The sequence below is a fragment of the Bradyrhizobium sp. LA6.1 genome (genome assembly GCF_040547805.1).
GTDB lineage: Bacteria > Pseudomonadota > Alphaproteobacteria > Rhizobiales > Xanthobacteraceae > Bradyrhizobium > Bradyrhizobium barranii.
The window spans coordinates 634,129-652,791 of record NZ_JBEPQK010000004.1 but is presented as its reverse complement, the minus strand read 5'-3'; the positions used below and the strand labels follow the sequence as shown (position 1 = coordinate 652,791).

Below are 18,663 nucleotides of genomic sequence, written 5' to 3'. Positions count from 1 at the left end.
CAGAAAACTCCTCTTACGCGACGGGCTTTGCGGGGCGCGTCACCAGGTAAATTCCGAGCGCGACCGGGATGATGCCGAGCAGGTCGCGGGCCTCGACATGCTCGCCGAGCACGATGTAGGCGAACAGCATGCCGAGCGGCGGCATCAGGAAATGATAGGCGCTCGCAGCCGTTGCGCCACACACTTTCAGGAGATGAAACCAGAGCCAGTAGGCGAGGATCGAGCCGCCGAGCACGAGGAACGCGAAGGCGCCGACCAGGCCCGGGGTGAAATCGATTGCGTGGACGTCGGCAAAGGTGAACGCGACCGGCGTCAGCACGATGCCGGCGGCGAGGTTCTGCACGCCGTTGCCGATCCACAGGCTTCCCTTCGGCGCCAGCAGCTTGAACAGAATCGTGCCGGCGACGATGGAGGCGAGCGAGGCTAGGGTGAAGACGGTGCCGTGCAGGGAGTCGGTGCCGACCGACAGGCGATGCCAGACGATCAGGGTCACGCCGATGATGCCGAGCAGGAGACCGCCCGCCTTGCGCCAGGTCATGCCTTCGCCAAGCAGCAACGCGGCGAGCGCCGCCGTGAATACCGGATTGGCCGAGACGATCAGGCCGCCGAGGCCGGCGGAGACCGATTGCAGGCCGGTGTAGCCGAGCCCGAGATAGAGCGCGTTGTTGGCGATGCCGAGCACGGCGAAGATCGCGGCATCGCGCCAGGACAAGGACCAGCCATCACCGCGGATCAGCGTCGCACCGAGGATCAAAATGCCGGCGAGCGAGAAGCGCGCGGCGAGCAGGATCAGCGGCGGGCAATGGGTGACGCCGATCTTTCCGGCGACGAAGGCATAGCTCCAGAGCAGGCAAAACAGTCCGATGGCGAGCGGTAGCGTGTTGAACCGGCTGGGGGCTGCGGGAAGCGAGGTGGCGAGCGACATGAGGGCATTCTCCTGAACCCTCGATCTAGGGAGACGGCTTGTCATTTGGAAATTAAATGATTAACTTCCGATCAGTGGATTTTCGAATGGAGGCGGCCATGCTCGACCTGGAGCTCCTGCGCAGCTTCGTCTCGGTGGTCGAGGCCGGCGGCTTCACCCGCGCCGGCGAGCGCGTCCACCGCACGCAATCGACCGTCAGCCAGCAGATCAAGCGGCTGGAGGAGGACGTCGGCCAGCTGCTCTTGCACCGTGACGGCAAGGACGTGCGCCCCACCGAGGCCGGCGAGCGGTTGCTGTCCTATGCGCGGCGGCTGCTCACGCTCGCCGAGGAGGCGCGCGACGTGCTGCGCGAGCCCGACAGCGAGGGCGCGATCCGGCTCGGCATCCCCGAGGATTTTGCGGCGTACCGGCTGGCAAAACTGCTCGGCGCCTTCTCGCGCTCACATCCGGGTCTGCGAATGGATGTGCGCGCCGACCAGAGCAAGAACCTGTCCCGCGACCTCGAACGCGGCGAGCTTGACCTGGCGCTGTTCAAGCGCGAGGCCGGCGCGAAAGGTGCCATCGCGGTGTGGCCGGAGCGGGTGCACTGGGTCACCAGCAAGAGCCATCCGGTCGACGTCAACGCCTCGTCCGTGCCGCTGATCGGATTTCCGCTCGGCTGTCTCTATCGCGCCGGTGCCATCCACGCGCTGGAAAGCGCGGGTCGCGCCTGGCACATGTCCTACTCGTCGTCGAGCCTTGCCGGCATCCAGGCGGCGGTTGCCGCCGGCATGGGCCTCAGCATTCTCTCGGAGATGTCGATCCAGTCCGACCACCGCGTGCTGACCGCCAAGGACGGCTTTGAGCCGATCAACCGGACCGAAGTGGCGCTGATGGCTTCGCCCGGTGCCAGCCCCGCAACGCTGCGGCTTGCGGATCGGCTCGCGGAGTTCTGCGACAATGTACAGGCCAAGGCGGCGTGATCACTCCGCGGCAATCACTGTGAGTTCCGGCCACAACGCCTTCCATCGCGCGGCCTTCACCGCGTAACTCGCCGCAGAGAAGTTCGGGCCCGGATTGGGCCGCGCGATCAATCCGGTTATGTCGTCGAAGCCGTGCGGCGCGTAGACCTCAAAGCTGTCGCCTCCGTGCCTCACACCGACTTGCGTGTTCTGGGTGAGGAAACGGTCGATGCCGTCGGTCGAGCAGGTGAGAGGCGGATAGGGCAGGCCGTGCTTGCCGGGATACCAAAGGTGCACACGCGCCTGGTTGCGGGTCTCGATCTTGACGCCGAGATGCGCGAGCCGCGCATGCAGCGTGCGGATCACCGCGTCCTCCGCCTCCCATGAGGTGTCAGGATCGAAATAGAACACGTCGTAATCGGCGATGCCATGATCGACCGCGCGGTCCGTGAGTACGTTCCACGCCGTCTGCACCAGGCACCCTGACACGAGCCACGCATCGGGAAGCGCGAGCGAGGTGAGCTCGCCGATGATTGCAACATTGACCGGGTTCTTCAGCGCCAGCGTGAGGAAGCGGTCGCGATCCATCGCGGCCATCATTCACGCGCTGGCATCGAACGCGGCGCGCGCGGTCTTTGAGGCGAGGCCCCGCCAGCGCCGCCGCAGGAACGGCTCGACGATCGCGCGCTTCGCCTTGGACAGGCGGATCAGCACGATCGGATAGTCGGAATAGTGATCGGTGAAATAAAAGATTTTTGGCTGGCTCTCGACCAGCATCGCGCGCTCGTCGATGGGGACGTCGGGCATGACGAGACTGTCGCCGTCCTCCTTCAGCCGCGCCAGCATCTTCTTGCGCACTTTCAGCGCCGGCGTGCCGTAGGAGGTGCCGTCCTCGACCTCCGGCCACGTCAGCGCAAATTTTCTGACGTCGTCGAAGGTCATTTGATCAAGACCTTGGGATCAGCTCAGTGCACGGCGGTGAAGAACCGCGCGAGCCGGAAGCCGGAGAGCCAGGTCCACACCGGCTGGCCGCGCATGCCGAGATCCCAGGAGCCGAGCACGGCATCGGCGCGTCCGACCAGATTGTCGATCGGCAGCAGGCCAACGCCGCCGGAGCGCAGGGGCACGCGGCTGTCGGCGGAATTGTCGCGGTTATCGCCGAGCACGAAGAGGTGGCCGGGCGGCACCGTCACTTCAGGCGTGTTGTCGAGCGGACCGTTGTCGCGCATCTTGAAGATCAGATGCGACACGCCGTTCGGCAGGGTCTCGATGTAGCGGTAGGCAGGCTCGCTGCCGCCATTGTCGTCTTCGGCGGCGCCGACACCATCCGGCTTCAGCTCGGCGGGGCGGTCGTTGATGAAGAGCTGGCCCTGCCGCATCTGGATGCGGTCGCCAGGCAGACCCACGACGCGCTTGACCCAGGCCTGCGAGCGATCGCCGGGCCAGCGGAACACGACGACGTCGCCCTGCTTCGGCGTCTCCGCGAAGACGCGGCCGCTTTCGGGCAGGTTGATCTGGATCGGCAGCGACGAGGTGCCGTAGCCATAGGGGAATTTCGAGGCGAGCAGCGCATCGCCGATCAGGAGCGTCGGCTCCATCGAACCCGACGGCACGTAGAACGGCTCGGCGAGCGCGCCCTTGGCGATGAACACGGCGGCGACGATGCCGGCGAGCTGCATCAGCTGACCAGCCCAGCCGCTGCTCTTCCGCTTGGCGGTGACAGTTACCTTCTCAACGCTCATGCGCCCGTTCCACCTACAGTAATACGTTCCATCAGAAGCGACGGCTGGCCGACGCCGACGGGCACGCCCTGACCGTTCTTGCCGCAGGTGCCGATGCCGGTATCCAGCGCGAGATCGTTGCCGATCATGCGGATGCGATGCAAATCGGTCGGTCCGTTGCCGATCAGCATGGCGCCCTTCAGCGGCGCGCCAATCTTGCCGTTCTCGATCTTGTAGGCCTCGGTGCACTGGAACACGTATTTGCCCGAGGTGATGTCGACCTGCCCGCCGCCGAAATTTGCGGCGAAGACGCCGTTCTTCACGGACGCCAGGATCTCGGCCGGGTCGCGGTCGCCCGCGAGCATGTAGGTGTTGGTCATGCGCGGCATCGGCACGTGAGCGTAGCCCTGGCGGCGGCCGTTGCCGGTCGGCTTCATGTTCATCAGGCGCGCGTTCTGGCGGTCCTGCATGTAGCCGACTAGAATGCCGTCCTCGATCAGCACGGTGCGGTTGGTCGGCGTGCCCTCGTCGTCGATCGACAGCGAGCCGCGGCGCGAGGCAATGGTGCCGTCGTCGACCACGGTGACGCCCTTGGCCGCGACCTGCTGGCCCATCAGGCCGGCAAAGGCCGACGTCTTCTTGCGGTTGAAATCGCCTTCGAGGCCGTGACCGACCGCCTCATGCAGCATCACGCCGGGCCAGCCGGCACCAAGCACGACGTCCATTTCGCCGGCGGGGGCAGGGATCGATTCCAGATTGACCAGGGCCTCGCGCAGCGCGCCGTCGGCGGCATCGCGCCAGTTCTTGCTCTCGATGAATTCCGCATAGCCGGCGCGGCCGCCATAGCCCTTGCTGCCGCTCTCCTGGCGGTCGCCCTGACCGGCGACGACGGAGACGTTGACGCGCACGAGCGGGCGGATGTCGCGATAGCTCTCGCCGTCGGGCCGCAGGATCTCGACGACCTGCCAAGTCGCGCCCAGGCTGACGCTGACCTGCCGCACCCGCGGATCCTTGTCGCGTAAGTAAGCGTCGATCTCGGCGAGCAGCTTGACCTTGGTCTCGAAACCCGGCGCATCGAGCGGATTGTCGTCGCTATAAAGCCGCACGTTGGTATGCGCCGGCGGGGCCGCAAAGCTGCCCGAATAACCGCCGCGCACGGCAGCGACCGCGTCGGCGGCGCGAATCAGCGCCGGCAGCGACACGTCGGAGGAATGGGCATAGCCGACGGCGTCGTCCTTGACGGCGCGCAGGCCGAAGCCCTGCGAGGTGTCATAGGTCGCCTGCTTCAGCCGCCCATTGTCGAACATCAGCGCTTCGGTCTGGCTGTATTCCAGGAACAGTTCGCCGTCGTCGGCACCGGCAAGCCCGCGCGCGAGCTCGTTGCGAACCTGGTCGCGATCGAGATTGGCGCGGTCGAGCAGGGAGGTTGTGGCTGGATTGGTCATGCGTCCGTCCATTATCGGAAGATGTAGGGCAAGATAATGGTTTCCCGGCGGTTCCGCGAGGGTGCCAGGTGCCACATTACGAAACGATAGGATTCGCCGCGCGCGGACGCGCCTGCCGCCTTATGGCAGCTTGTCATAGCCCTCGCCGAGCCCGTTCAGGCTGAGCGGGAAGCCGATGCCTTCTTCCGGGGTCTCGAAGATGATGAAGGTCGCGGTCTTGGCGGTGCGGAGCTGGCCGAGCAGCTTGTCGTCCATGACGACCTCGGCGACGCAGCCATTGGGCAGACAGCGGACGAAGCCGGCGCGGCCGACGTCCTGGTTGTCGAGCTTCAACCCGAGGCCGGATGGCAGCAGCACGCCGAGTGGGGCGACCACCCGCATCAGCCGGCTCTTCTGGTCGGCGGTCTTGAGCACGATCACGGTGAGGCCGGCATTGGAGCGGTCTTCGGCCACCACGCTCTGGATCAGGGCGCATTGCTCGGTCTGGGCGCCGGGCGGGGTGTCGCAGCGGATCTGCCAGTCGCCATGGACGGAGCGCACCGCGCCCTGCGCATGGGCGAGGCCCGGGATCGCCATGACGATGACCACCACCAGCAGGGCCGCCAGCATCGTGGGGCCGCTCGCCTGCCTTGCCATGCTTCTCGAAAACCCCATTGGGTCGGTCCCTCTGCTCGCCTGGGTCGCTCGCGCCTGGCGGACTGATACGGGAATGACGGCGTCTTGAAGGCAATTCGCAAGCAAATTCCGCGCCGCCAACACCGCCATCGCCCGCACGAATCAGGTTCCTGCGCGGCTGTCTGCCAGTGCCTACCGCGGGCAATGCCGCTGTCAAGCCGCGGCATCCCGGGAAACGGTATTTTTCTCTGATGTTACTAGGAAATATCTTGCGGGTGATGGCTGACAGACGGGGCTCAAGACTGCATTGCGATAGATCAAGAATTATGGTTTGAGAGGCTTGATTTCGGCGTTCTAGCGATCTGGCCCCAATTCCTCTTAGAGGTATTCTTGCGCGGCGGTTTGTCAGACGGGCGGATCGAATAAGCGTTTCCCGGAAATAGGGGGATGCACTTGGGGTGATTTCGTTAGGGGAGCGCGAACGGCATGAGGATGTCGATGGGCCATGTGGGCCGGCACTTGCTGGGATTGGCCGTGGCGGGTCTGACGCTGGCGACGGGCGGTGCGGCATATGCCGAGCTCGGGCAGCCGGCGCCGTGGGAATGGACGCTCCAGCAATCCGCCTCGCCGGTGATGGACAACATCGTCTGGTTCCACAACTTTCTGTTTGTGCTGATCACGCTGATCACGCTGTTCGTTCTGGCGTTGCTCGTGATCGTGGTCATGAAGTTCAACGCGAAGGCCAATCCGGTGCCGTCGCGGACCACGCACAACACGCTGATCGAGGTGGCCTGGACGCTCGTTCCGGTGCTGATCCTGGTCGGTATCTCGGTGCCTTCGTTCCGCCTGCTGTTCCTCGAGCTCGACGTGCCGAAGGCGGATTTGACCATCAAGGCCACCGGCAAGCAGTGGTACTGGTCCTATGCCTATCCTGATAACGGCAAGTTCGAGTTCGACTCGCTGATGGCCCAGGACAAGCAGCCCCGTCTGCTCGGCGTCGACAACGAGATGGTGGTGCCGGTCAACAAGGTGATTCGTGTCCAGGTCACCGGCGCGGACGTCATCCACGCCTTCGCGCTGCCGGCTTTCGGCGTCAAGATCGACGCCATTCCGGGGCGGCTGAACGAGACCTGGTTCAAGGCCACCAAGACCGGCATGTTCTACGGCCAGTGCTCGGAGCTCTGCGGCAAGGACCACGCCTTCATGCCGATCGCGATTCGCGTCGTGGAGGACAAGGACTTCGCCTCCTGGGTCGAAACGGCAAAGAAGAAATATGCGAGCGGCGGCACCAGCACTTTCGCCTCCGCGGCCGGCCCGACGCAGTAAGCGCCGGGCGACGGCTCGAGGGACAGAAAGCGACATAAAGGGCGGGACCGCAGAAGGTCCGAACGGGACGCAAGGCAGGATTTGAAAATGGCAACGAGCGCAGCGGCACACGGCGATCACGCGCAAGACCACGGACATGACGAGCACGCCCATCCGACCGGATGGCGGCGCTATGTCTATTCGACCAACCACAAGGACATCGGTACGATGTACCTGATCTTCGCGGTCATCGCCGGCGTCATCGGTGCCGCGATGTCGATCGCGATCCGTGCCGAGCTGATGTATCCGGGCGTGCAGATCTTCCACGAGACGCACACCTATAATGTGTTCGTGACCTCTCACGGCCTGATCATGATCTTCTTCATGGTCATGCCCGCGATGATCGGCGGCTTCGGCAACTGGTTCGTGCCGCTGATGATCGGCGCGCCCGACATGGCGTTCCCGCGCATGAACAACATCTCGTTCTGGCTGCTGCCGGCCTCCTTCGCGCTGCTGCTGATGTCGACCTTCGTCGAGGGCGAGCCGGGTGCCAACGGCGTTGGCGCCGGCTGGACCATGTACGTGCCGCTGTCGAGCTCGGGCCATCCGGGCCCGGCCGTCGACTTCGCGATCCTGTCGCTGCATCTGGCGGGCGCCTCGTCGATCCTCGGCGCCATCAACTTCATCACCACGATCTTCAACATGCGCGCGCCGGGCATGACCCTGCACAAGATGCCGCTGTTCGTGTGGTCGATCCTGGTGACGGTGTTCCTGCTGCTGTTGTCGCTGCCGGTGCTCGCCGGTGCGATCACCATGCTGCTCACCGACCGTAATTTCGGCACGACGTTCTTCGCGCCGGACGGCGGCGGCGATCCCGTGCTGTTCCAGCATCTGTTCTGGTTCTTCGGCCACCCCGAGGTGTACATCCTGATCCTGCCCGCCTTCGGCATGGTCAGCCAGATCGTCTCGACCTTCTCGCGCAAGCCCGTGTTCGGCTATCTCGGCATGGCCTACGCCATGGTGGCGATCGGCGGCATCGGCTTCGTGGTGTGGGCGCACCACATGTACACGGTCGGCATGTCCTCGGCGACGCAGGCCTATTTCGTCGCCGCGACCATGGTCATCGCGGTTCCGACCGGCGTGAAGATCTTCTCGTGGATCGCCACGATGTGGGGCGGCTCGATCGAGTTCCGTGCCCCGATGATCTGGGCGGTCGGCTTCATCTTCCTGTTCACTGTCGGCGGTGTCACCGGCGTCGTGCTGGCGAATGCCGGCGTCGACCGCGTGCTCCAGGAGACCTACTACGTCGTCGCGCACTTCCATTACGTGCTGTCGCTCGGTGCGGTGTTCGGGATCTTTGCCGGCTGGTACTACTGGTTCCCGAAGATGTCGGGCTACATGTACAATGAGACGCTGGCCAAGGCGCACTTCTGGGTCACCTTCATCGGTGTGAACCTTGTGTTCTTCCCGCAGCACTTCCTCGGCCTGTCGGGCATGCCGCGCCGCTACGTCGACTATCCCGACGCGTTCGCCGGCTGGAACCTGGTCTCCTCGGTCGGCTCCTACATCTCCGGCTTCGGCGTGCTGATCTTCCTCTACTGCGTGTTCGACGCCTTCGCGAAAAAGGTGCCGGCTGGCGACAATCCGTGGGGTGCGGGCGCGACCACGCTGGAATGGACGCTGCCTTCGCCGCCGCCCTTCCATCAGTTCGAAGTGCTGCCCCGCGTGCAGTAAGCCAACGCCCGCGGCGCCCGTGACGGGCGCCGCGGCTCTATAACGAAGCGAGTCAAAACTAGTGTCCGTCCTCGACCATAACGCCATCGACATCGATCCCCGCATCTCCGAAGCGGAGGTGGGCGACTACATTGCGCTGCTCAAGCCGCGGGTGATGTCGCTGGTGATCTTCACCGCGCTGGTCGGACTGGCGATGGCGCCCGGGCATTTCCACCCGGTGCTGGCCATCACCTCGCTGCTCTGCATCGCGGTCGGTGCCGGCGCTTCCGGAGCGCTCAACATGGCGCTCGAAGGCGATATCGACGCCAAGATGTCGCGCACGGCAAACCGGCCGATTCCGCGCGGCCGCATCACCCGTCCCGAGGCGATGGCGTTCGGCATGACGCTAGCCTTCTTCTCGGTGATGACGCTCGGCATCCTCGTCAACTGGATCGCCGGCGCGCTGCTCGCCTTCACCATCTTCTTCTACGTCGTGATCTACACGATGATCCTGAAGCGCCGGACCGCACAGAACATCGTGATCGGCGGCGCCGCCGGTGCGCTGCCGCCGGTGGTGGCGTGGGCCGCGGTCACGGGCACCGTCGACGTCGAGCCGCTGCTGCTGTTCGCCATCATCTTCTTCTGGACGCCGCCGCACTTCTGGGCGCTGGCGTTGTTCCGCTCCGACGACTACGCGCGTGCCGGCATTCCGATGCTGCCCAACGTCGCCGGTCCCGACGCGACGCGGCTTCAGATCCTGCTCTACACCATCGTGCTGATCGCGGTCGCCGCCGCCCCGTGGGCGCTCGGCTATTTCGACGCCATCTACGGCATCGTCTCGCTGATCCTCGGCGCCGGCATGCTTGTGCTCGCGATCAACGTCTATGTGCGCCGCGAGCGCAGCCAATCGCTGCGCGCGACCCGCAAGCTGTTCGCCTTCTCCATCCTTTATCTGTTCGCACTGTTTGCAACCCTGCTGGCCGAAGTCGTGTTCCGGGCGCTTGCTCCGATGGTAGGGGGCGCATGATCGCTGGAATGGCCGACAAACCTGAGATGAATGGAATCGTCCTCACGGAGGCGCAGAAGAAGAGCCGCCGCCAGCGCTCGATCGCGATCGCGCTCGCGCTCGGCGTGCTCGTGGTGCTGTTCTTCGCCGTCACCATCGTCAAGGGACCGGCAGTACTCGTCCGGCCGATGTAGGAAACATGGATCGAGAGCCCACCATATCGCGGGATCAGAGCCGGACGGCTAAGCAGGGGCGGGGGCCTTCCAAGGGTCTTGGCCGCGACGTGCTGGTCGCCTCGATCTGCGGCGGCGTGGTGGCGCTGATGGTCGGTGCCTCCTACGCGGCGGTGCCGTTCTACAACTGGTTCTGCCGCGCCACCGGCTTCAACGGCACGACGCAGGTTGCGACCTCGGCGCCGGCCACCGGGCCGATCGCACGGAAGATCGCGGTGCGCTTCGATTCCAACGTCGCGCCCGGCCTGCCCTGGAAGTTCGAGCCGGAGCAGAGCGAGATCGAGGTCAATATTGGCCAGGTCGTGACCGTCTTTTACACCGTGACCAACCAGGCCGCGCGCACCACCGCGGGCCAGGCGGCCTACAACGTCGCCCCGCTGACGGTCGGCTCCTACTTCCAGAAGATCAACTGCTTCTGCTTCACCGAACAGACCATGGCGCCCGGCGAGAAGCGCGAGATGCCGGTCGTGTTCTACGTCGATCCGTCGATCGCCGACGATCACGAGAACGACGGGCTGAACACGATCACGTTGTCCTACACGTTCTATCCGGTGCGCGATCCCGTGGTGAAGCCGCTGGCGTCGGGCGAGGACGACAAACGCAAGGGAAATCTCTGACCGCCGGGCTCATGCCGCGGGGGTCGGACACAAGGGGATAAGTGCCGGACAGGCACGGGATTGAGGAGAGAGACCGCAAATGGCAACGGCGCACACCAAGCATCACGACTACCACCTGGTGGATCCCTCCCCGTGGCCCGTCGTCGGCTCCATCTCGGCCTTCGTCATGGCGGTCGGTGCGATCACCTGGATGCACCACATGTTCGCGGCCGCGCCGATCATCTTCGGTGCCGGCACCGTCGGCGTGATCTACACCATGGCGAGCTGGTGGGCCGATGTGATCAAGGAAGCCCAGTACAAGGGCGATCACACCCGCGTCGTGCAGCTGCATCACCGCTACGGCATGATCCTGTTCATCGCTTCCGAGGTGATGTTCTTCGTCGCCTGGTTCTGGGCCTATTTCAACGCGGCGCTGTTCCCGGCCGACGCCGTCCACGCCACGCGCGACGCCGTGTTCGGCTGCGGTCTCGGCACCGCGGCTGGCGCCTGCGCCGTGCCCGGCACCTGGCCGCCGCATGGCATCGAGACCTTCGATCCCTGGCATCTGCCGCTCCTGAACACGCTGATCCTGCTGACATCAGGCACCACCGTGACCTGGGCGCACCATGCGTTGCTCGAGAACGATCGCCAGGGCCTGAAATACGGCCTGATCCTCACCGTCGTGCTCGGCGCGCTCTTCACCTGCGTGCAGGCCTATGAGTACAGCCACGCGGCGTTCTCGTTCGGCGGCAACGTCTATGGCGCGACCTTCTTCATGGCGACCGGCTTCCATGGTTTCCATGTGCTGGTCGGCACCATCTTCCTGCTGGTCTGCCTGTTCCGCGCCTATGCCGGCCACTTCACCCCGACACAGCACCTCGGCTTCGAGTTCGCCGCCTGGTACTGGCACTTCGTCGACGTGGTCTGGCTGTTCCTGTTCCTCTGCATCTATGTGTGGGGACACGGCGCCGAGACCATGGCCCACGGCGCGCACTGAGCCGCATTGGACCGATCAGAAAGGGCGGCCGCAGGGCCGCCCTTTCGCTTTTGGGCCGCCGGAAGGTTCGGCGGAAACTGTGATTGAGCGTTTTCGAGCGAAGTGGATACCGGTTCGCGTGAAGAAAACACGTCAAAACAAGAATCTAGAGCTTCGGTTCTGATTCAATCAGAACCGATAATGCTCTAGAGTCCGTCATCATGAACGATACCGCCGGCCCATCCGAGCCCGAGACGACCGTCCTGCAAAGCGCGCTGCGCGGGCTCGCCTGCAAGTGCCCGCGTTGCGGTCAGGGCAAGCTCTATGCGGGTTTCCTGACGCTCGCGCCCAGCTGCGACCGCTGCGGCCTCGACTATGCCTTCATCGACACCGGCGACGGTCCTGCGATCTTCATCATCATGCTGGCCGGCGGGATCGTCGTTGCGTGCGCGCTGATCGTCGAGGTCAAATACCAGCCGCCGTACTGGCTGCATGCCGCGCTATGGCTGCCGCTGATCCTCGCGACCACGCTCTTGCCGCTGCGCGCGATGAAGTCGCTGCTGATCGCGCTGCAATTCCACCACAAGGCGGCGCCGGGCCGGCTGGTCGACCGCGCGAAATGAACGAGACCGCGCGCAAGCCCCGCGTGGCCGGCTTCGCGCTGTTCACGCTTTTCCTGGCCGCCGTCTTGGTCGCGCTCGGCGTCTGGCAATTGCAGCGCCGCGTCGCGAAACATCAGTTGATCGCCGCATTGACCGAGCGTCTCGCGGCGGCACCTGTTGCGTTGCCGCCGCCGTCGCAATGGAGCACGCTGACGCCGGAGCGGGACGAATTCCGTCGGGTCACATTTACGGCGACCTACGAGTCCCGTCTGGATGCGATGGTCTACAGTTCCGGCTCCGCCATCCGCTCCGACATTTCCGGCCCCGGCACCTGGGCTTTCCTTCCCGCACGGCTGCCTGGCGGCGATATGGTCGCGGTCAACGCGGGCTTCGTGCCGAACACCCAACAGGACCGCGCCCTGCAGGATCGGGCGGTCGCGCGACTCATTACCAACAAGCCGGCGATGTTGACCGGCTACGTCCGTTTCCCCGAAACAGCCAGCGTGCTGATGCCTGACGCTGAGCGTGACAAACGGCTGTGGTTCACCCGCGATCATCTCGCCATGTCCCGGGCGCTCGGCTGGGGCACGGTCGCGCCGTTCTACATCGACCTGGAGCGGCCGGTGCCGGAGAACGGCATTCCGCGTCCCGGCCCGCTCGACGTGCATCTGAAGGACGATCATCTGCAATACGCCATCACCTGGTTCGCGCTCGCCGGCGCGGTGCTGATCGCATTCGGCGTCTGGGCGTGGGGACGGCGGCACCCGACCTGAAATTTTCCGTAGGTTCCTGGAGGGAACCCGGTATCGCCCGGGGTTTATTATTCAGGACATATTCACGAGGGTGGTCCTAAGCCGCACGCAAATTTTTCGCGGCAGACAGGATTTTGGTGTGAGCGATTTCGACCAGATGGGAATTGTCGTCGACTGGGTGGACGCCTGCCGGAAGGGCGACCTCGCGACGCTCCTCGATCTCTATGCGGACGACGCCCGGGTCGAATGCATGTGCAACGGCAAGCGACATTATCGCGGGCGGCGCGAGCTCGAAACCTATTGGGGACCGCGGCTCAGCACCTTCTCGTCGGCAGGCTTCGGTCTTGAGGAGATCAATCCAGTGCCGCATGGCATCGATCTCGAATATTCCGTCGCGGGCTCGCTGCGTATCCACGCCTCGTTTCGCTTCAGTCCCGAAGGCAAGATCTACAGCACCCTGTGCGAGCCGGCGGAGCAGACTCCGCATGCAGATGGTGTGTGCTAGCCGGCCGCCGGCGCGTCTCGTGCCGTCTCGACCGGCAGGCGACAGCGCACATAGGTGCGCTCGTCGGCGCGCAGCAGTGACAGCGATCCGCTGAGCGCGCGCACGCGCTCGTGCATGCCCGTCAGGCCGCGGCCGAAGACGTTGTCGGCGGGAAAGCCGCCGCCGTCGTCGGAGATCTCAATCGTGAGCACCTCGCCGGCAATGGTCGCCAGCACATGGGCGTTGTTCGCCCCGGCGTGGCGCAGCACGTTCGTCAGCGCCTCCTGGATCAAGCGATAGACGGTTTGGGCCAGCGGTCGGTCGATCTCGTTCAGACCAGGATCGATCGTGGCCGTCAGGCTGATATGCGGCGCCTGTCTGCGAAAGTTCTGGAGCAGCGTCTGCACGCTGGTCTCGAGCCCCAATTCCTCGATGTAGAGCGGCCGCAGCCGGTCGAGGATGCGGCGGTTGGTCTGCTGGAGCGCCTCGACAGAGCGCATCACCTCCTGCGCCGGGTTGCCGAGATTTCCCGAGGTCTCGCTCAGCGCGATCGTGCTGGCGCGGATGCCGAACAATAGCGGTCCGAGCTCGTCGTGCAGCTCGCGCGCGAGATCGCGCCGCTCGTCGTCCTGGAGCGACACCAGGCGGTGCAGCAGGTCGCGATTATCCTGACTCAATTGCGCGAGCGTCATCGCCAGCGCATTGGCTTCCTCGCAGCTCTGCCGGATCTCCTGCGGTCCTGCGACCGGGATAGGCGTTGCATAATCGCCGCGCCGGATTCGCGTGAGGCCTGCGCCGAGATCTTGCAGGGGACGCAGCACCGATCCCGCAAAGAGATAGGCAATGGTCCCAGTCAGCATCATCAGCACGGCGATGAGGCTCGTCAGCGCCAGGAAGCCGATCCATTTCTCGAACAGATCGGCTGACAGGTCCGGCATGAACACGATGTCGCCGACACGCCTGCCGTCGATGATGACGGGAGATGCGGCGTCCATCTCCGGGATGGCGATCAGGTCCACGAACCAATGCGGCACGCCATGCAGATCACGCAGGCTGTCCTTTGGAGAGGGGGCGGGACCTGCTTCCACTGAACGGAATTGAATATCCGAGGAGTTGTCCAAAGAATGGACAAATGCATCGAGTATCTTCCGCGGGTCGTCCGAGGCCTTCAGGCTGTTGTTGAGTGCCTCGGCGACCGTCCGGGTCGAGCGTCGGCCCGGCTCATTCTCGTCGGCAAGCTGCCCCGCCGCGAAGCTCTGGAGCAGCACGCCGCCCATGACCAGCGCGGCAAGGAAGCTCAAGCCGAGCGGAAGAAACAATTGTGTTCTGAATGAGAGCCGCTGCCACATTAGGTCAATTCTAACGCGCATTGGCGGGATTTGCTCTTTCCATTTGTTCCCGTCGGTCTATGAGTCGAAAAACAAGAGAGCGCGCGATGCAAGATACCGCCAAGCCGGCGACCCGAGTTCTGATCGTCGACGACCATCCCGTGGTGCTGTCAGGATGCCGCACCCTTTTCGCGTCCGACCACTCGATCCGTATCGACGAGGCGACCGACGCCAAATCCGGGCATCGCGCCTATATCAGCAAGCGGCCCGACGTCACCGTCATCGACATCAGCCTGCCCGACGTCTCCGGCTTCGAGCTGATGCGGCGGATCCGCAAGGACGACCCTGATGCCAAGATCATCATGTTCAGCATGAACGACGATCCGGCCTTCGTGGTACGGGCGGTCGAGCTTGGCGCGCAGGGGTATGTCTCCAAGGGCGACGATCCCCGGATTCTGCTCAAGGCGGTGCGCAAGGTGGTCGCCGGCGACAATTTCATCTCGCCGCAGCTCGCGGAGGCGGTCACGTTCTCCGGTGCGGCGATCAAGGCCAATCCGGCCTCGCAGATGACGCCGCGGGAGCTCGAGATTCTCCGCCTGCTCGGCCGTGGCGACAAGATCGTCGAGGTCGCCGAGGCGCTCGGCATCTCCTACAAGACGGTCGCCAACACCACGTCCCTGCTCAAGCAGAAGCTCGGCGCCAAGAACCATTCCGACCTGATCAGGATCGCGGTGGAAATCGGGATGAGCTGACGCCCGGGGCACTGGCGGCCCGGCACCGAACCGGCTGCTCCAGGATGCAGCCGGTCCGGCCGGGCGGATCGGGTCTCGACGCTTAGCCGGGCAATGCATGGACAGCGCCGACACCATCCGCCGACACAATGGGCCGGCGTGATATTCGTTCCTGAACCACCCGAAATTGCGGGAAAAAGAAGCAATGGCGCGCGGGCGCTCGCAGGAATGCCTTTGCGAACCGCGAACCGCGCCGGGAAAAATAGGAACATTTTCTTGCCCCCGCCGTTTTGGCTCTTGACGATTTCGTGACGGGCGCCGAGAACTTGGCCGACAGTTTTGGCGGGCCGGCAACCCGCACGAGGCAAACCGGTCTGCACATATCAACGACAGACCTTCCAAGAGAAGGGCTGCGGCATCGCCGCAGCCCTTTTTCGTTGAGCGGGGCACAGGCGGGAAGCGGTTTCCCGATGCCGCAAAACACTTTATGGTGGCCCAACGCTTCTGGCCGTTAACAAGTAGTTTCATGAAATCAAAGGCTTATGGATCTGGCTCAAGGCCGGCCGGCCTTTGGAGGGCAGTTTGACTCGCTATATCTCGACCCGGGGTGAGGCCCCAGAACTCGGCTTCTGCGACGTGATGCTGACTGGGCTTGCCCGTGACGGCGGCCTGTATGTGCCGGTGACCTGGCCGCAGCTCTCGACCGAGGCCATCGCTGGCTTCTTCGGCCGCCCCTATTGGGAGGTCGCGGTCGACGTGATTCGTCCGTTCGCTGGCGGCGAGATTTCGGATGCCGAGCTCGGCCGCATGGCGAACGAGGCCTATGCCACCTTCCGCCATCCGGCGGTGGTGCCGCTGCGCCAGATGACGCCGCATCAATTCGTGCTGGAGCTGTTCCACGGTCCGACGCTCGCCTTCAAGGACGTGGCGATGCAGCTGATCTCGCGGCTGATGGACCACGTGCTCGCCAAGCGCGGCCAGCGCACCACCATCGTGGTCGCGACCTCCGGCGACACCGGTGGCGCCGCGGTCGACGCGTTCGCGGGCCTGGAGAATGTCGATCTCATCGTGCTGTTCCCGCACGGGCGCATCTCCGAAGTGCAGCAGCGGATGATGACGACCACGGGCGCGGCCAACGTCCATGCACTCGCCATCGAGGGCAATTTCGACGACTGCCAGGCGCTCGTGAAGGGGATGTTCAACAACCATCGCTTCCGCGATGCGACCTCGCTCTCCGGCGTCAACTCCATCAACTGGGCGCGCATCGTCGCCCAGGTGGTCTACTACTTCACCTCCGCCGTCGCCGCCGGTGCGCCGGCGCGCACGGTGGATTTCGTCGTGCCGACCGGAAATTTCGGCGACATCTTTGCCGGTTATGTCGCCAAGCGGATGGGGCTGCCGGTGCGCACGCTGCGCATCGCCGCCAACGTCAACGACATCCTGGCGCGCACGCTCAAGACCGGGATCTACGAGGTGCGCGAGGTGCACGCCACCGCGTCGCCATCGATGGACATCCAGATCTCCTCGAATTTCGAGCGGCTGCTGTTCGAGGCCGGCCGGCGCGATGCGGCCGGCGTGCGCCGTCTGATGGACTCGCTAAAGCAGTCGGGGCGCTTCGTATTGCCTGACGCGATGCTGGCCGCAATCCGTGAAGAATTCGACGCCGGCCGGGCCGACGAGACCGAAACCGCAGCCGCGATCCGCGCCGCCTGGCGCGAGGCGGGCGAACTGGTCGATCCCCATACTGCGGTCGCGCTTGCTGTCGCTGACCGCGACACCACCGATACGACGGTGCCCAGCATCGTGCTCTCCACCGCCCATCCGGCCAAATTCCCCGATGCGGTCGAGGCAGCCTGCGGCCAGCGGCCGCAATTGCCGGCCTGGCTCGACGGTCTCATGACCAAATCCGAACACATGAAGGTGATGAAGAACGATCAGGCCGAGGTCGAGCGGTTCGTGCTGTCGGTCAGCCGGGCCGCAAAACAGGGAGTTGCCGGATGAGTGTCGAGATGTCCAAGCTTGCCTCCGGCCTGACCGTCGTCACCGACGAGATGCCCCATCTCGAGACCGCGGCGCTCGGCGTCTGGGCCGGCGTTGGCGGGCGCGACGAGAAGCCGAACGAGCACGGCATCTCGCATCTGCTCGAGCACATGGCGTTCAAGGGCACGACCAAGCGCTCCTCGCGCGAGATCGTCGAGGAGATCGAGGCGGTCGGCGGCGACCTCAATGCCGGCACCTCGACCGAGACCACGTCCTATTATGCGCGGGTGCTGAAGGCCGACGTGCCGCTCGCGCTCGACGTGCTCGCCGACATCCTTGCCAATCCCGCATTCGAGCCCGACGAGCTCGAGCGCGAGAAGAACGTCATCGTGCAGGAAATCGGTGCCGCGCAGGACACGCCCGACGACGTCGTGTTCGAGCATCTCAACGAGCTCTGCTATCCCGACCAGCCGATGGGCCGCTCGCTGCTCGGCACCGCCAAGACCCTGCGCGCCTTCAACCGCGACATGCTGCGCGGTTATCTGTCGACGCACTATCGCGGCCCCGACATGGTGGTGGCGGCAGCCGGCGCGGTCAATCACAAGCAGGTCGTCGCCGAAGTCGAGAAGCGCTTTGCGAGCTTCGAAGGGACGCCGGGTCCGAAGCCGCAAGCCGCTCAGTTCGGCAAAGGCGGCGCCAAGGTGGTGCATCGCGAGCTCGAGCAGGCGCATCTGACGCTGGCGCTGGAAGGCGTGCCGCAGAGCGATCTGTCGTTGTTCTCGCTCCAGGTCTTCACCAACATCCTCGGCGGCGGGATGTCGTCGCGGCTGTTCCAGGAGGTGCGCGAGAAGCGCGGCCTCTGCTACTCCATCTACTCGTTCCACGCGCCCTACACCGACACGGGCTTCTTCGGCCTCTACACCGGCACCGATCCGGCCGACGCGCCGGAGATGATGGAGGTCGTGGTCGACATCATGAATGATTCGGTGGAGACGCTGACCGAGGCCGAGATCGCGCGGGCCAAGGCGCAGATGAAGGCGGGCCTCCTGATGGCGCTGGAGAGCTGCTCGTCCCGCGCCGAGCAGCTCGCCCGGCATGTGCTGGCCTATGGCCGGCCGCAGACGGTCGAGGAACTGGTGGCCCGGATCGACGCCGTCAGCGTCGAATCGACCCGGGATGCCGCGCGTGCGCTGCTTTCGCGGAGCCGCCCTGCAGTTGTCGCATTGGGCAGTGGCAGGGGTCTGGACACGGCGGTGTCTTTTGCGGAAGGATTGACCCGGGCACGTGCCAAGGCGCGGCTGCATTAGGAG

General features: G+C 64.8%; 20 protein-coding genes. 13 read left to right on the top strand and 7 right to left on the bottom strand.

Translation table 11 applies throughout. The features are described from left to right. Window positions 1-13: 13 nt before the first annotated feature. Window positions 14-925, bottom strand: coding sequence for a DMT family transporter (locus ABIB99_RS13660; protein WP_354176172.1), 912 nt, complete (start codon window positions 923-925; stop codon window positions 14-16). A 98-nt stretch (window positions 926-1,023) separates the two neighbouring features. On the opposite strand from ABIB99_RS13660, the gene ABIB99_RS13655 reads away from it, so the two are divergent. Beyond that, entirely contained in the window at window positions 1,024-1,887 is an 864-nt protein-coding gene (locus ABIB99_RS13655) for a LysR family transcriptional regulator (RefSeq protein WP_354176171.1), read from the top strand. Here the strand turns inward: ABIB99_RS13655 and ABIB99_RS13650 are convergent, their stop codons facing one another. The 5 genes from ABIB99_RS13650 to ABIB99_RS13630 all read right to left on the bottom strand — a co-directional run bounded on the left by ABIB99_RS13650 (window position 1,888) and on the right by ABIB99_RS13630 (window position 5,686). After that, a complete protein-coding gene (locus ABIB99_RS13650; RefSeq protein ID WP_354176170.1) occupies window positions 1,888-2,454 on the bottom strand; it encodes a nucleotidyltransferase family protein in 567 nt (188 codons plus the stop codon). A gap of 12 nt (window positions 2,455-2,466) precedes the next feature. After that, window positions 2,467-2,808 (bottom strand): MmcQ/YjbR family DNA-binding protein, encoded by a 342-nt coding sequence (locus ABIB99_RS13645; RefSeq protein ID WP_354176168.1) that lies wholly within the window; start codon window positions 2,806-2,808, stop codon window positions 2,467-2,469. A 23-nt stretch (window positions 2,809-2,831) separates the two neighbouring features. Then, entirely contained in the window at window positions 2,832-3,608 is a 777-nt protein-coding gene (lepB, locus tag ABIB99_RS13640; RefSeq protein ID WP_063980763.1) for a signal peptidase I, read from the bottom strand. Beyond that, window positions 3,605-5,032, bottom strand: a complete 1,428-nt coding sequence (tldD, locus tag ABIB99_RS13635) for a metalloprotease TldD (protein WP_208089097.1) — start codon at window positions 5,030-5,032, stop codon at window positions 3,605-3,607. The genes lepB and tldD overlap by 4 nt, the downstream gene beginning before the upstream one ends. A gap of 120 nt (window positions 5,033-5,152) precedes the next feature. Continuing rightward, window positions 5,153-5,686 (bottom strand): invasion associated locus B family protein, encoded by a 534-nt coding sequence (locus ABIB99_RS13630; RefSeq protein WP_354176166.1) that lies wholly within the window; start codon window positions 5,684-5,686, stop codon window positions 5,153-5,155. A 447-nt stretch (window positions 5,687-6,133) separates the two neighbouring features. Here ABIB99_RS13630 and coxB point away from each other — a divergent pair, with 447 nt between their 5' ends. From coxB to ABIB99_RS13585, 9 genes are all read left to right on the top strand, one after another. Next, window positions 6,134-6,973, top strand: coding sequence for a cytochrome c oxidase subunit II (gene coxB / locus ABIB99_RS13625; protein WP_063980764.1), 840 nt, complete (start codon window positions 6,134-6,136; stop codon window positions 6,971-6,973). Window positions 6,974-7,060: 87 nt separating this feature from the next. Then, complete coding sequence (gene ctaD, locus ABIB99_RS13620; protein ID WP_063980765.1) at window positions 7,061-8,686, top strand: cytochrome c oxidase subunit I; 1,626 nt, start codon at window positions 7,061-7,063, stop codon at window positions 8,684-8,686. A gap of 61 nt (window positions 8,687-8,747) precedes the next feature. Beyond that, complete coding sequence (locus ABIB99_RS13615; protein ID WP_166076593.1) at window positions 8,748-9,692, top strand: heme o synthase; 945 nt, start codon at window positions 8,748-8,750, stop codon at window positions 9,690-9,692. After that, entirely contained in the window at window positions 9,689-9,865 is a 177-nt protein-coding gene (locus ABIB99_RS13610) for a cytochrome c oxidase system small membrane protein (RefSeq protein ID WP_014498510.1), read from the top strand. Before ABIB99_RS13615 ends, ABIB99_RS13610 begins: the two co-directional genes overlap by 4 nt. Window positions 9,866-9,870: 5 nt before the next feature. Further along, window positions 9,871-10,521, top strand: a complete 651-nt coding sequence (locus ABIB99_RS13605) for a cytochrome c oxidase assembly protein (RefSeq protein WP_063980766.1) — start codon at window positions 9,871-9,873, stop codon at window positions 10,519-10,521. A 79-nt stretch (window positions 10,522-10,600) separates the two neighbouring features. Beyond that, the gene (locus tag ABIB99_RS13600; RefSeq protein ID WP_354176165.1) at window positions 10,601-11,497 is read left to right on the top strand and encodes a cytochrome c oxidase subunit 3; all 897 of its coding nucleotides are present in this window, start codon (window positions 10,601-10,603) and stop codon (window positions 11,495-11,497) included. A gap of 200 nt (window positions 11,498-11,697) precedes the next feature. Further along, on the top strand, window positions 11,698-12,099 hold the full coding sequence (locus ABIB99_RS13595; protein WP_354113387.1) for a DUF983 domain-containing protein: 402 nt from the start codon (window positions 11,698-11,700) through the stop codon (window positions 12,097-12,099). Continuing rightward, window positions 12,096-12,851: an SURF1 family protein gene (locus ABIB99_RS13590; RefSeq protein WP_354176163.1), complete on the top strand. Its 756-nt coding sequence runs from the start codon at window positions 12,096-12,098 to the stop codon at window positions 12,849-12,851. The genes ABIB99_RS13595 and ABIB99_RS13590 overlap by 4 nt, the downstream gene beginning before the upstream one ends. A gap of 118 nt (window positions 12,852-12,969) precedes the next feature. Continuing rightward, on the top strand, window positions 12,970-13,335 hold the full coding sequence (locus ABIB99_RS13585; RefSeq protein ID WP_354176162.1) for a nuclear transport factor 2 family protein: 366 nt from the start codon (window positions 12,970-12,972) through the stop codon (window positions 13,333-13,335). On the opposite strand, the gene ABIB99_RS13580 is transcribed toward ABIB99_RS13585, so the two are convergent. Further along, window positions 13,332-14,663, bottom strand: a complete 1,332-nt coding sequence (locus ABIB99_RS13580; RefSeq protein ID WP_247316315.1) for a histidine kinase — start codon at window positions 14,661-14,663, stop codon at window positions 13,332-13,334. The genes ABIB99_RS13585 and ABIB99_RS13580 overlap by 4 nt on opposite strands. An 86-nt stretch (window positions 14,664-14,749) precedes the next feature. Between ABIB99_RS13580 and ABIB99_RS13575 the strand changes: the two genes are divergently transcribed. The 3 genes from ABIB99_RS13575 (at window position 14,750) to ABIB99_RS13565 (ending at window position 18,660) form a co-directional block, all read left to right on the top strand. Further along, window positions 14,750-15,394 carry a response regulator transcription factor gene (locus ABIB99_RS13575; protein ID WP_014498503.1) on the top strand — a complete coding sequence of 215 codons (645 nt, stop codon included), beginning with the start codon at window positions 14,750-14,752 and terminating at the stop codon, window positions 15,392-15,394. Window positions 15,395-15,955: 561 nt separating this feature from the next. Then, complete coding sequence (gene thrC / locus ABIB99_RS13570; RefSeq protein WP_014498502.1) at window positions 15,956-17,374, top strand: threonine synthase; 1,419 nt, start codon at window positions 15,956-15,958, stop codon at window positions 17,372-17,374. Then, window positions 17,371-18,660 carry a M16 family metallopeptidase gene (locus ABIB99_RS13565; RefSeq protein ID WP_028148714.1) on the top strand — a complete coding sequence of 430 codons (1,290 nt, stop codon included), beginning with the start codon at window positions 17,371-17,373 and terminating at the stop codon, window positions 18,658-18,660. Before thrC ends, ABIB99_RS13565 begins: the two co-directional genes overlap by 4 nt. The last annotated feature ends 3 nt before the right edge of the window (window positions 18,661-18,663 follow it).